Origin of the sequence: Lysinibacillus sp. C5.1 (assembly GCF_016350185.1) — a bacterium.
Lineage (GTDB): Bacteria > Bacillota > Bacilli > Bacillales_A > Planococcaceae > Lysinibacillus > Lysinibacillus sphaericus.
Genome location: NZ_CP066226.1, coordinates 1,895,560 through 1,908,281, shown reverse-complemented (window position 1 = coordinate 1,908,281; position 12,722 = coordinate 1,895,560). Strand labels below are relative to the sequence as shown.

Sequence of the window (12,722 nt, the reverse complement as noted above, 5' to 3'; positions counted from 1 at the left end):
CATGAATGGTGTAAGGTTGATGCCTTCTGTAATCACCCTTTAGAGGTACTTCTAAATGTAAAAAATTCATTTGTTTAATTTCCGATGAGCTGCCATTTAAAATTTTCCCAAGTTGCCTATACTTCCTATCCTTTTACCGTTATAATGCAGGTAACTAATATCCATACTATTATTAGAGGTGAGTGAAATTGGAATGGCAACAATTGGAATATTTTGCAACAGTAGCGAAGCTTGAACATATGACACGTGCAGCAGATGTTTTAGCGATTTCACAGCCTGCACTTAGTCGTTCGATTGCAAAGCTTGAGGAGGAATTAGGTGTTCCTTTATTTGACCGCCAAGGTCGTTCAATCATGCTAAATCGCTACGGAGAATTGTTTTTATACCGTGTGCAACGTATGCGTAAAGAATATGAAAAAGCTGTTTTAGAATTACAGGAACTCAATAACCCTGAGCTTGGAGATGTGTCACTAGGCTTCTTACATACACTTGGCACAAGTATTGTTCCTGATTTGATCCGCGCCTTTCGTCAGCAACATCCGCATATCCGCTTTCATTTCACACAAAACTATTCGCACTCACAGCTTAAACAATTGCTGGCAGGTGAGCTAGATCTTTGTTTGCTTGCAGCGATTGATACAGAACCACCTGTTTGTTGGAAAGAGCTATGGAGAGATGAGCTTTATATCATGGTACCCATCGATCATCATCTAGCCAATCGTAAAAGTATAACGATGAAGGAACTAGAACATGAAAACTTTGTCCTTATGAAAAAAGGCTATGCATTACGCCGTACTGCTGATCGACTGTTAAGTGCTGCGGGCATTAAGCCTAAAATTACGTATGAAGGTGATGAGGTCTCTACCGTTGCAGGCTTTGTTGGAGCCGGTCTAGGGGTATCCCTCCTACCTGATGATGAAGATCTTAATCCAAATAAGGTTGTAAAAATACATGTTGAAGATATGGTATGTGAACGCATAATTGGAATGGCTTGGATTGAAAATCGTTACCTCCCACCGTCCGCACGTCAATTCCAGCAATTTGTTCTTGATTATTATGAGAAGATGGGCCCTTCGAGAGAACGCGACTAAAGAGGCGGGCACTCAAAATGAAGGAACAAAAAGATGCGTGACCTCTGCTCAAAAAGTAAGATGCGAACAACATAACAAAAAGAGGATGGGACATAACTAAAAAAATTTAAAGAACAGAGGAAAGATGTTCATAATTTTTTGTTATATGGAGAACTTAGCTATTCTTACTTTTGCAAAAAAAAATTAGAAGTGTTCACTAGTTGTTGATAGCGAAGGCGGTGACTCCAGCGGGAACAGCACATAATGTTAGACGCAACAGATCGCGCGTTAGCGAGGGTTGCGGCTTACGGTGTGCCCGCGGAAAGCACCGCCGTAGCGGACAACAACGGCATAGCAAAAAAGTGTTAGATTGATGGCAGTCAATCTAACACTTTTTCTCTTATGTCCCAGCCTCTTTTTCTCTTTTACGATTACCTTATTGCCCGATATAGTTTATTTTATATGCATTTATATCCGTTGTGTCACCGCTTATTTCAAACAATCCTTGTTGAGCCAAGTAGAGTAATCGATTTTCAATAAATGTTTCATTTATATAGTCGTCCGTTATATTTACCATTTGCCCGATAACATTCACTGGTGAAAGCCATTGCTCCTTGTTGCTAGCTTGTAAATATTTTGCACTGTTAATAATATTTACATCAAACTCACTCTCTTCTACATGAACAATACCATTTTGCCAAACTCGCAATATACTTTGATTTCGCTTGAGCTCGTCCCATTCTTTAGCTAGACGCTGACACTCCTCAATTGTAAAACGCTTCGCTTCTGGACGTAACTTCATTAACATATCCGATGATAACTCACCGGTATAACGAATGGCCATGTCTTGTTGTATGCGCTGTAAACCAGCCGTCGCATCTATACCAAATACCATGCTGCATTTATTGACAAACTCACTCATCACATAACGTAAAGCAATTTCTTCATGCGCATTTTGACTATACCAAATCCAAACATCCAGATCACATGGGATGCCAGCTATCGCTTTTGTCCACTTGTTGTGGATGTCTTCATATAATTCTTGTTCTTCTACATCCTTAAAAATATGTGTATCCAACCAATTTTTTCGCTCTTCCATACTTGTAAGTGGGCCAATAGAGAAATTATCATTAATACAAATCACTGACTCTTCCCGCTGTAAATGGTTTTGTCGAATCGCGTGTTTAATGGACCCTTGTGTAGACAAGCTAAAGGTAATATGTAAAATAGCCATACAATCTCCTCCTTTTATTGTTTACTAAGTGCGATTTTTATACCGATAAATGTAAATAGTACACCTTGTACGATATTCAGGCGTTTTGCAATAGTAGGTTTACCTATAATTATTTCCCTTACTTTCCCAGCAAAAACACTAACTAATGAAAATAGAATCAGTGCCTGCACTAAAAATACCATACCCAAAATAAGCATTTGTAACGCCACATGTCCAAGTAACGGATTTACAAACTGTGGCAATAGTGCTAAGAAAAATAAAGAAACTTTTGGATTTAAGATATTCATTAAAATTCCTTTTCGATATAGCAAAGCGAACGTATGAATATTTTGGTGCTCCAATGTAAATGCATCATTCTTCGCTCGAAATGATTGCCATGCTAAGTATAATAAATAGGCAGCCCCAGCAAATTTGACAATCGAAAACATAACGGTCGATTGATAGACAATGGCTGAGATACCTAAAACTGCAGCTCCGATATGTACCAGTAAGCCCGTACATAAACCTAGTGAAGTCGCAATTCCAGCCTTTTTATCTTGTGTAATGCTTTGTGCAAGGACAAATAAATTGTCCGGCCCCGGCATTATAGTTAAAATAATAGCTGCACCTAAAAATGCTAGTAACGACGAAAGTTCCAATTTTACCCTTCCCCCCGCTATTTGTTAGAAAAAACCCTAATTACAATGGTTGTATTTACATTATACTACACGCCACTTGTAACTTTATGACTATATATAAAAAATTTTATAAAAAATTATTATCCTTATTAATGCTCGTTCGCGCAACATTTCCCTTTGTTTATGCATTATAATAGAATTCAACACTATGAATTCAATCCCTATTGTATTAAGAAAGAGGTGATTCGTCGATGGCAGTAAGTGATATTGTACAAGAATTTGAGGACGAGCAAGGAAATGTCTTTTATAAAATGAAAACACACGATATCGAGGTTCAAGCAATGCATTCTGCTGGCTTAGCACCCGTTATTACCTACTGGATTGGCGAAAAAGATATTACGGAAGATATTCGAAATCTACGTTTTAGCCCAAGGCCCCCATCTAGTTATATTCAAGATTATGATGAATTTCAATCAATGCTCTATGCAAAAGAGCAACGTGCTATTAACGAACTCTATGAAAAAATGAGTATTAAACCTAAAAACATGACAACAGGGAAACAAATTTTGTGGAGTTTCTTTGTGATGATATTGGCGATGCTCCCTTTACTCGTTGCCATTTGGTGGTTAAAATAATGGTCACTTCCCAGTATTCAACTAATTATTGGCGGTTGCAAACCTCTGCAATTTATCCTTATTTATACACAATTTTTCTATTCAGCTTGACAGACACAAAGAAGTAGTGCATTCTTTATTCAATTAGTAGTATGAATGAGAACTTGTGGTTATACTCTATGCCATAATCTCTCCAAAATACATGATAATAAAACGAACGAAGATTAGTATGTAGAAACTAATTGGTAAGAGAGCGATGTCCATCGGCTGTAAGACATTGTACAAAAAAGACTACAGAACCTACTTCGTGAAACGTCCTAGCCAAACTAGGCGCAGTCTCAAGCGTTATGAGGAAAGTGGAATATCTCAAGATATTCAATGTAGGTGGTACCACGGAAAGCAACCTTTTCGTCCTAGTTTTTAGGACGAAAAGGTTTTTTTATCTTTATTCAGCAATTTGTGGCTTAGGCGGTAGGAATGCTCCCAAATGGTGAACTGGAGGAATTAGGATGGAAAGAAAAAGAATTGTTGTAAAAATCGGCAGTAGCTCTTTAACAAATGCAAAAGGCGAAATTGATAAAGTACGCTTAATGGATCACGTGCAAGCTATTGCGGAATTAAAAAAATGTGGACATGAAGTATTACTAGTTTCGTCTGGTGCTGTAGCAGCAGGCTTTAAACAACTCGGCTACCCTTCTCGCCCTGTGACAGTAAAAGGGAAACAAGCAGCAGCAGCAGTCGGCCAAAGTTTGCTTATCCAAACCTATCATGCACTATTTAGTATTTATGATATAATGCCTGCTCAGATTTTACTTACACGAACTGATTTTTCGAAAAAAGAACGCTATAAAAATGCCTATGCAACATTTGAGGAATTGCTTGAGCGCTCGATGCTCCCAATTATTAATGAAAACGATACGGTATCGGTCAGTGAATTAACATTTGGCGATAATGATATGCTATCCGCACTTGTCAGTGGGCTTGTCCACGCAGACCAGCTTATTATTCTAACAGACATTAATGGTTTATACGATGCCAATCCCAATAAAAATCCGCAAGCAAAACGCATTGATCGGTTAACTGAAGTCACAGATGAAATGCTAGGCTTCGCTGACGGTGCTGGCTCTAAAGTTGGCACAGGTGGTATGGAGTCCAAACTATTAGCAGCACGTGCAGCTTTAAATGCAGGCGTTAAAGTATTTATCGGGACGGGCTACGGGGCTCAAAAGCTAATCGATATTTTAGATGGGCAAGGCGATGGGACATATGTAGAGCATGAAGCACTCGCTGTCTTAACAAATAACAAACAGTGGATTGCACTAACGGAAATTTCTGGTAAAATTTTTATAGATAACGGTGCGGAACATGCATTATTAGAAAATGGAAAAAGCTTACTGCCTGCAGGTGTCTATCGTGTTGAAGGAGACTTCGAACAAGGTGATGTTGTCGAGGTATACAGCCATAATAAACTGATTGGGCGCGGCGAAGTATTATATTCATCACTTGAGCTAGCACACGCCATGGGAAAACGAACTGATGAATTAACCAATTACCCGATAGAGGTTATTCATCGGGATAAATGGTTAAAAATACAAACGAAATAGGAGGAATTCAAATGACAAGTGAAGTATACCAAAAAGGAAAACGAGCAAAAGCGGCAAGCTATGTTTTAAATATTAAAACAACATGCGAAAAAAATGATGCCTTAACAAAAATTGCGGAACAATTACTAATCGATCAAGATATACTAATTTCAGAAAATTTGAAGGATTTAGCAAATGGGAAAGAAAAAGGCATGGCTACTTCGACACTTGATCGTATTATGCTAAACAAGGAACGTATTACAGCAATGGCTGATGCCATTCATTTACTGGTGAAATTAAATGATCCAGTTGGAACTACGCTTGAGCATATTGAAAAGGATAACGGCTTACTCATTGAGAAGCGTATGGTGCCAATTGGGGTTATCGGCATGATCTATGAGGCTAGACCAAATGTTACGGTGGATGCAGCCACATTATCATTGAAAACGGGTAATGCTGTGCTATTACGTGGTAGTTCCTCAGCCAAATTTTCAAATATTGCCCTTGTTTCAAGTATCCACCGAGCACTTGAAAAAACGTCGATCCCAGTCGATGCAGTGCAATTAATCGAAGATACAAGTCGTGACACAGCAAAGGAATTATTCCATTTAAAAGAATACCTTGATGTACTGATTCCACGCGGTGGTAAAGCTCTCATTGATTTAGTTGTTCGAGAAGCTTCCGTGCCTGTGCTTGAAACAGGCGCAGGCAATTGCCATATTTATGTGGACCAAACTGCCGATTACATAAAAGCAGAAAACATTTGCCGAAATGCAAAAACACAACGTCCTTCTGTTTGTAATGCAGCAGAAAGCTTACTGATTCATCCGGAGTGGTTTAGTGAACACGGTATACAGTTGCTAAATGCACTACATGAAGCAGGCGTGACAATTGTAGGTGATGCGACAGTTTGCCAAGCGGTAGATTTTGCGCAGCCCGCTACAGAGGAAGACTTTGCAACGGAGTACTTAGATTTGAAGATTAGCGTCAAAATTGTTGAAAACGTTTATGAGGCTATCGAACACATTAATCAATACGGTACGAACCACTCAGAGGCCATTGTTACTGAAGATCAGCTTGTGGCAGATACATTTTTAAATAATGTAGACGCAGCGGCGGTTTATCTTAACGCTTCTACTCGCTTTACAGATGGCTTTGAATTCGGCTATGGCGCTGAAATCGGGATTAGTACACAAAAATTACATGCCCGTGGACCAATGGGCTTACCCGCATTAACATCTACAAAGTATTTCATCCATGGAAATGGGCAAATCCGTGAGTAATCGTTTTCTAATGATACAAGAGCCGACAGTAGACAACGCTGTCGGTTTCTCCATTATTGTAATAGCTAAAAAATAGTAGCCATTTCATACTACTAGAAAGCAGGTTTGTTATGAATGTCTCAGCAATCATAAAACTTACAGTGTCTATGGCCATTTTTGGCTCCATCGGCTTTTTCACAATCCATACTGGCTTACCCGCTACAGAGCTAGTCTTTATCCGCTGTGTTTGTGCAACGCTCTTTCTTGGCGCTTTATGGCTAATAACGGGCGGGCATAAAACGGAGGTGTGGAACAAAAAGGAACTATTGCGCACCCTTCTTTGTGGGGTCTTTATCGTCTTAAACTGGGTATTTTTATTTAAAGCTTTTGAGGAGATGTCGATTTCGATTGCCATTTCAATTTATAATTTAGCACCTATTTTTGTGCTTATTTTAGGGGCGTTATTGCTTAAAGAAAAAATGACTGTACAAGCCCTTGTCGCAACGATAACTTGTTTTATCGGCAGTATTTTTATTATTGGTTTACAAAACTTTATTTCATTATCTGAATTTATGCAGTCAGGCTTTGTGTGGGCATTGCTCTCAGCTTTATTTTATGCATTTACGATGTTAACAAGCCGAACGATAAAAAATTTAAGCGCCTATGCCTTAACATTTATACAAACGGCGGTAGGTATTGTGATGCTAGTACCGTTTGTAGATTTTTCATTATTTGAAGGATTGACAACAACGAATTGGCTTTATATTTTAGGAACAGGCTTTATTCATACTGGATTCGTTTATTATTTATTTTTTGATAGTATTCGTAGCCTATCTACTATACTAGTGTCTGTTTTAGTATTTGTAGATCCCGTTGTCGCTATCTTATTAGATATGCTACTGCTTGATTTCATGCCTAGCCCTATTCAAACGCTTGGTATCTTACTCATTTTTGGTGGGATTTTTTATACTATTTATATTCCAAAGCAAAAAGCTCATTTGCAGGAATGAAGCATTGATTGGACAAGGAGGTATTGTATGCGAAAACTGTATGCAATTGGTGAGCTCTTAATTGATTTTACGCCCGCTGGACAAAGTGGTTCGCTTTTATCGGTCGAACAGTTTACGAAAAATGCGGGTGGTGCACCGGCGAATGTAGCAGCAGTCTGTGCAAAATTAGGCCAACCCGCTGCCCTACTAACACAGGTTGGACAAGATGCATTTGGGGACTTTTTGATTGCTACCGTGAAACAAGCTGGTGTAGATACACAATATATTGCACAAACAACTGAAGGTGAAACAAGCCTTGCCTTTGTGTCCTTGACTGCGGATGGTGAACGTGACTTTTTATTTTATCGAAAAAATGCGGCTGATTTATTGTACAGCCCAGCACAACTGCCGACAAATTTACTAACAGCTCATGCTATCCTCCACTTTTGCTCGGTGAACTTGGTGGATAGTCCAATGAAGCAAACACATCAGGCGATTATTGAGCAAGCGCATGCTACGGGGAGTCTTGTTTCTTTTGACCCGAACGTACGACTCCCCCTTTGGCATGACGCTGAAGCATGCCGGCAAACGATTTTAAACTTTATTCCGCGTTCGCATATCGTGAAGCTTTCCGATGATGAACTATCGTTTTTAACGCATATAGACGATGAGCAGCAAGCCGTGCAGTCATTATTTCAAGACAAGGCTCAAGTCATTTTCGTCACGCATGGTGCACAAGGAGCTAGTCTTTACACGAAGCAACAGCATGTAAAAGTTGCTGCTGAAGTAGTACAAGCGCTTGATACAACAGGTGCAGGTGATGCCTTTATCGGTGCCATTTTAAGTACGTTGTTGCAGAAAAACATTACAATAGAGTCGCTCGAAGCCTTTTGCGAAACATTTGCTACGCCCCTTCTTACCTTTGCCAATCGTTATGCCGCTACATCCACAACAAAACATGGTGCCATCACATCTTACCCAACATTACAGGAAGTCCCTATTCCTTTTTAAATTAAAGACTCCATTTTGACATACGCAAAATGGAGTTTGTTTTATAGGTAATACATTATCCATAGCCCCCTCCATATTTTTGTAATAATCATATAGAAGACTTGTAACTATTTTCATTATTTTGAACAATTTTCTTGAATTTTTACGTCTAAGAGTTAAAAGACATGTAAGGTGGTAGTTTAATGGAACAGCTAGTGGAGGAATATGGTGAATACCTTTTCCATCTGAGCTATTTATATGTAAAGGATCAGCAACTCGCAGAAGAGATTACGCAAGATGTTTTTTTGACCTTTGTCACAAAGGGTGACGCTTTTCGCAAGGACGCAACACTGAAAACCTATTTAACCAGAATTTTAATTAATCGGTGTCACGATGAATTGCGTAAAATAAAGCGCAGAAACGTGCTGCAATTTTTAACTCCTTTTTGGTCGAACGAAAAATCTGCTGAACAGGAAGTCATGCAACAACAACAATTTCTATCTTTAAAGGAAGAAGTAATGAGTTTACCAATTCACTATCGAGAAGCTATTATTTTGTTTTATTATGAAGAATTTAAGGCATCAGAAATTGCAGACTTGCTGAATATTTCTCAAAATACTGTGCGCACAAGATTACGTAGAGGAAAAGAATTACTAAAATCAAAATTATCAGCACAGCCGGAGGTGTTTATCCATGAATAATTTAAAGGAGCAACTAAAGCGAGAACTTCGTGCAGACGTTCCATTTACGGAGGACATGAAACAACGTATGCTTACACCTAAGCGACCTGTAAAAATACGCACTCCAAACCAGCATTGGCAAGTACCCTTAATAGCGCTGACATTTGTTTTGATTGTAGGCTTCGTTTTGAAGTTACAATTTACACCGCATGAGGCTACTGCGTCTAAAACCGTTTCGACATTACCTACAGACCCTGATGACCTTGTTTCACTACTGCAAAAAAATGAAACTGTACTACCGATTATCGAATCGAAAAACTTAAAAGTCATTAACCCAACTATCTCTTATGTTATGGGGAAACAGTGGGCATTATCAAATCTACCCATGGTGATTGATCCACAAGGAGAAATTGAAGTAGGTGATTACATTGCATACTATGATCGTTACGATATCGTAGTTTCTCCGGTATTTGGTATTGAAGGCGATCACGTACAAACATCGAATGGACAAGTATCGTTAAATGGCAAGTTCCTTGCTTTGCCGGGGGCAGTGGCTCCTGTACAATTTCCTCAACCTGAACAGCAGGAAATTTATAAATATTATTTTAACAGTCGCTTCCATATGGGCGATGCTAAAATGCAAACGATTGATGTAAACCTTGCACCATTGCACGAAAATGAGTATGCCGTTTATATGAATAAAAAAGGTGGGACAGTTGGAGTAGTAAAGAATGATACATTCATCGGTAAAATTGTAGGAGTAAAAAAACTTGAGCCAACCTTTACGTTAACCACCGAGGAACAATCACTTTATAATGCGTTTAAAGAAAATTATGATTTAAATATCCTTAAAGGTGTTAAACCACTAACTGTTGCGAAAATGTATGCATTTTCAGAAGCACAAGGCGATTATTTAACACATTATTCATTATTAGCGAAACATACACGTTCCGAAATTGAAAAGTATTTAGACAAACAAAATATAAAAGAATATTATTTCACAAGGGAAATTCAAATGCTTATAAGCGCTTATAATTATAATGGTATTGAGGAAGCAGAATTTGAACAACTTAGTCAATCGCAAGGAACCATTCAATTCTTTATCCCGTTTACAAATGTACCTTTCAAAATGAAAATGATTAAAAATGAACAAGGTGTATGGCATCCAACCACTGATTTTTAACAATTAGAAAAGTCTTCTCAAAAAAATCATTTGAGAAGACCTCTTTTCATTCTAGTACATCGCGGGTATTGGATCTCGATTCGCGGGTATTCCTATGTTTTTCGCGGATAAAGCCACTCGATTCGCGGGTAAATGCTCCACTTCCGCGGGTAAAAGCACTCATTCCGCGGGTATTTAACCTACTACACGTTAAGCATTGTTAAATTGCTTTTTCATTAAAACATGTGGAATGCCTGCGTCCAAATATTCCTCTCCTGTGCGACGATAGCCAAACTTTTCATAAAAGCCCTCTGCATATACTTGTGCACTAAGTTTTGATTGCGTTAAACCTTTCTCCTGTGCCAACCCTTCAAGCTTGTCAATGATCACTTTTCCGAGCCCGCATTTACGAAATGGCTGTAAAATACAAATTCGTTCCAGTTTGCCATAGCCGTCTACTACACGTAATCGAGCTGTACCAACGGGTTGTTCATTGATATACACAAGAATATGTTCACAAGACGCAGCAAGTGTATCAAATTCATCGTATTCTTCGGATGCTGGAATTTGTTGCTCTTCTATAAATACAGCTTTGCGAATAGCTAAAGCCGTTTGCAAATCGCTGTCTGTTGTAATAATGGTTGCGTTCATTAATAATAGTCCTCCTCAGTTATGAGCATATAATTACTATAGTATAGAACGTTTTATATTACATTGCCAATCACTAAAACTATTTGGAGCGGGGGTCCATATAATCCCTCACAGCATTACTCAACATATACAACCCTAGCACTAATAGAGTAATAGCTCCACCTGGTGCAAATGTATACCACGAAGCTTTTACTAAATACGCTTGCGAATCTTTTAACATACGCCCCCAACTAGGATTTGGTGGTTGAACGCCAAGCCCTAGATAACTTAGTGCTGCTTCAGCAAGCATGGCCGTCGCAAAAGTAACCGTTGCTGCCACAATAATTTGGGATGATATATTAGGTAAAATATGACGAAACATAATGTTATAAGGTTTGACACCAATTAATTTAGCGGCTAGTACGTATTCGGCATCCCGATGTTGGACAAAGCCACTGCGTGCAATTCGAGCAATAGCAGGTATGGCAATCACACCAAGGGCAATTGCGGTATTGACAACGCCAGGCCCGAAAACAGCTACTAGCATTAACGCTAAAATTATGCCTGGAAACGCCATTAGCGCATCCATTAAGCGCATAAATAGTTCATCGACCCAGCCACCTAGAAAACCTGCTAGTCCACCGATTAAAATACCAAATGATGTACCGATAATAACCGTTAATAAACCTACCGCAAAGGCTGTTTGTGTCCCCTTCATCATCCGACTAAAAATATCACGTCCAAATTCATCTGTACCAAATAGATACTTACTACTTGGGCTGTGTAATTTTTCGGGAATATTCATCATATTCACATCATACGGCGTATAAAAGAAGCTAGTAATCATAACAAGTAAAAACCCGACGATGACGAGTAGACCAATGAGTAAATTTATATTTTTCATATATCGTTTCACAATGTCCATTGCATCCACCTCTCATCGTAATCGGATTCTTGGATCTAACACAGAATATAAAATATCGACGATAAAATTAATAACAACAACGGCTACCATAATATACATCACGATGCCTTGCACTAGTGGGAAATCGCGATTACTAATCGCTGTAATCAATAGCTGTCCAACACCTGGCAAGGAAAATACCTGCTCTACAATAATCGTTCCTGCCACAACTTCTGCCATTATCAAACCAAAAACGGTCAAAATCGGAATCATAGCATTTTTTAACACATGCTTATACATCACATTTTGTTCCGACATCCCCTTACTGCGAATTGTCCGTACATAATCAAGTTGCATTTGTTCTAAAATGGCCGTACGCACGTAACGGAAGTTGACAGCAATTTGAGGTATAGCGATAGTTAACGCCGGCAGAATAAGCGTACTTAACGCCCCGGCAACACTTTGTGACCACGGAATATAGCCACTAATTTTAAAAAAACTAAACTGCATACCCACATATAAAATCAGCATCATCCCGAGCCAAAATGAAGGCACCGCCATCCCAATTTGTGTCAATGTCGATAAGGATACATCACTCAGCTTATTTTGGCGTCTCGCAGCAAACATGCCAAGTGGCAAGGAAACCATTAATACAATGGTTAATGTCAGGACAGCTAGTGACATCGTGACAGGCAGTCTATCCAACAATAAATCTTTTACAGGCATGGAGAAACGAATTGAATGACCTAATTCTCCTGTCAATAGTCCCTTTATCCAATCAGTGTATTGTTCATAAAGGGGACGGTTCAAACCAAGCTCAGACCGCAAGTTTTCAATTTGTGTTGCATCCGCTTCTGTTCCTAACATTGTTCGAACAGGATCCCCAGGTAAAATTTGAAAAACGCCAAACGTAATCATCGACACTAGAAGAATCGTTGTCATTAACAGGATGAATCGACGTATCATATACATCATTTGCAATCATCT

General features: G+C 38.9%; 13 protein-coding genes. 8 read left to right on the top strand and 5 right to left on the bottom strand.

Annotated elements, in window-relative coordinates; translation table 11 throughout:
- The first annotated feature begins 188 nt into the window (after positions 1–188).
- Positions 189–1,091 carry a LysR family transcriptional regulator gene (locus I5435_RS08980; RefSeq protein WP_025219254.1) on the top strand — a complete coding sequence of 301 codons (903 nt, stop codon included), beginning with the start codon at positions 189–191 and terminating at the stop codon, positions 1,089–1,091.
- A 415-nt stretch (positions 1,092–1,506) separates the two neighbouring features.
- On the opposite strand, the gene I5435_RS08975 is transcribed toward I5435_RS08980, so the two are convergent.
- Together I5435_RS08975 and I5435_RS08970 are read right to left on the bottom strand one after the other, a co-directional pair.
- Positions 1,507–2,304: a DUF1835 domain-containing protein gene (locus I5435_RS08975; protein ID WP_337983624.1), complete on the bottom strand. Its 798-nt coding sequence runs from the start codon at positions 2,302–2,304 to the stop codon at positions 1,507–1,509.
- Between the two features lie 14 nt (positions 2,305–2,318).
- Complete coding sequence (locus tag I5435_RS08970; protein WP_069511372.1) at positions 2,319–2,942, bottom strand: LysE family translocator; 624 nt, start codon at positions 2,940–2,942, stop codon at positions 2,319–2,321.
- 230 nt (positions 2,943–3,172) lie between these two features.
- Between I5435_RS08970 and I5435_RS08965 the strand changes: the two genes are divergently transcribed.
- From I5435_RS08965 to I5435_RS08935, 7 genes are all read left to right on the top strand, one after another.
- Positions 3,173–3,556 carry a sodium:proton antiporter gene (locus I5435_RS08965; RefSeq protein WP_108030543.1) on the top strand — a complete coding sequence of 128 codons (384 nt, stop codon included), beginning with the start codon at positions 3,173–3,175 and terminating at the stop codon, positions 3,554–3,556.
- Between the two features lie 488 nt (positions 3,557–4,044).
- The gene (gene proB, locus I5435_RS08960; RefSeq protein WP_024363498.1) at positions 4,045–5,139 is read left to right on the top strand and encodes a glutamate 5-kinase; all 1,095 of its coding nucleotides are present in this window, start codon (positions 4,045–4,047) and stop codon (positions 5,137–5,139) included.
- A gap of 11 nt (positions 5,140–5,150) precedes the next feature.
- On the top strand, positions 5,151–6,401 hold the full coding sequence (locus tag I5435_RS08955; protein WP_337983623.1) for a glutamate-5-semialdehyde dehydrogenase: 1,251 nt from the start codon (positions 5,151–5,153) through the stop codon (positions 6,399–6,401).
- A 110-nt stretch (positions 6,402–6,511) separates the two neighbouring features.
- Entirely contained in the window at positions 6,512–7,390 is an 879-nt protein-coding gene (locus I5435_RS08950) for a DMT family transporter (protein WP_024363496.1), read from the top strand.
- 27 nt (positions 7,391–7,417) lie between these two features.
- Entirely contained in the window at positions 7,418–8,380 is a 963-nt protein-coding gene (locus I5435_RS08945) for a carbohydrate kinase family protein (RefSeq protein WP_337983622.1), read from the top strand.
- Between the two features lie 182 nt (positions 8,381–8,562).
- Positions 8,563–9,060: a sigma-70 family RNA polymerase sigma factor gene (locus tag I5435_RS08940; protein WP_229389400.1), complete on the top strand. Its 498-nt coding sequence runs from the start codon at positions 8,563–8,565 to the stop codon at positions 9,058–9,060.
- On the top strand, positions 9,053–10,222 hold the full coding sequence (locus tag I5435_RS08935) for a S26 family signal peptidase (protein ID WP_108030539.1): 1,170 nt from the start codon (positions 9,053–9,055) through the stop codon (positions 10,220–10,222). Before I5435_RS08940 ends, I5435_RS08935 begins: the two co-directional genes overlap by 8 nt.
- Before the next feature lie 189 nt (positions 10,223–10,411).
- Here the strand turns inward: I5435_RS08935 and I5435_RS08930 are convergent, their stop codons facing one another.
- From I5435_RS08930 to I5435_RS08920, 3 genes are all read right to left on the bottom strand, one after another.
- Complete coding sequence (locus tag I5435_RS08930) at positions 10,412–10,852, bottom strand: GNAT family N-acetyltransferase (RefSeq protein WP_024363494.1); 441 nt, start codon at positions 10,850–10,852, stop codon at positions 10,412–10,414.
- Positions 10,853–10,931: 79 nt separating this feature from the next.
- The gene (locus tag I5435_RS08925; RefSeq protein WP_024363493.1) at positions 10,932–11,756 is read right to left on the bottom strand and encodes an ABC transporter permease; all 825 of its coding nucleotides are present in this window, start codon (positions 11,754–11,756) and stop codon (positions 10,932–10,934) included.
- Positions 11,757–11,768: 12 nt separating this feature from the next.
- Entirely contained in the window at positions 11,769–12,710 is a 942-nt protein-coding gene (locus tag I5435_RS08920) for an ABC transporter permease (protein WP_337983621.1), read from the bottom strand.
- Between the last annotated feature and the right edge of the window lie 12 nt (positions 12,711–12,722).

Excerpts from the sequence above, each read along its gene's own strand:
- I5435_RS08975 (WP_337983624.1), bottom strand. The coding sequence starts at position 2,304 with ATGGCTATTTTACATATTACCTTTAGCTTGTCTACACAAGGGTCCATT.
- I5435_RS08965 (WP_108030543.1), top strand. The coding sequence starts at position 3,173 with ATGGCAGTAAGTGATATTGTACAAGAATTTGAGGACGAGCAAGGAAAT.
- proB (WP_024363498.1), top strand. The coding sequence starts at position 4,045 with ATGGAAAGAAAAAGAATTGTTGTAAAAATCGGCAGTAGCTCTTTAACA.
- I5435_RS08955 (WP_337983623.1), top strand. The coding sequence starts at position 5,151 with ATGACAAGTGAAGTATACCAAAAAGGAAAACGAGCAAAAGCGGCAAGC.
- I5435_RS08950 (WP_024363496.1), top strand. The coding sequence starts at position 6,512 with ATGAATGTCTCAGCAATCATAAAACTTACAGTGTCTATGGCCATTTTT.
- I5435_RS08945 (WP_337983622.1), top strand. The coding sequence starts at position 7,418 with ATGCGAAAACTGTATGCAATTGGTGAGCTCTTAATTGATTTTACGCCC.
- I5435_RS08940 (WP_229389400.1), top strand. The coding sequence starts at position 8,563 with ATGGAACAGCTAGTGGAGGAATATGGTGAATACCTTTTCCATCTGAGC.
- I5435_RS08935 (WP_108030539.1), top strand. The coding sequence starts at position 9,053 with ATGAATAATTTAAAGGAGCAACTAAAGCGAGAACTTCGTGCAGACGTT.
- I5435_RS08930 (WP_024363494.1), bottom strand. The coding sequence starts at position 10,852 with ATGAACGCAACCATTATTACAACAGACAGCGATTTGCAAACGGCTTTA.
- I5435_RS08925 (WP_024363493.1), bottom strand. The coding sequence starts at position 11,756 with ATGGACATTGTGAAACGATATATGAAAAATATAAATTTACTCATTGGT.
- I5435_RS08920 (WP_337983621.1), bottom strand. The coding sequence starts at position 12,710 with ATGATGTATATGATACGTCGATTCATCCTGTTAATGACAACGATTCTT.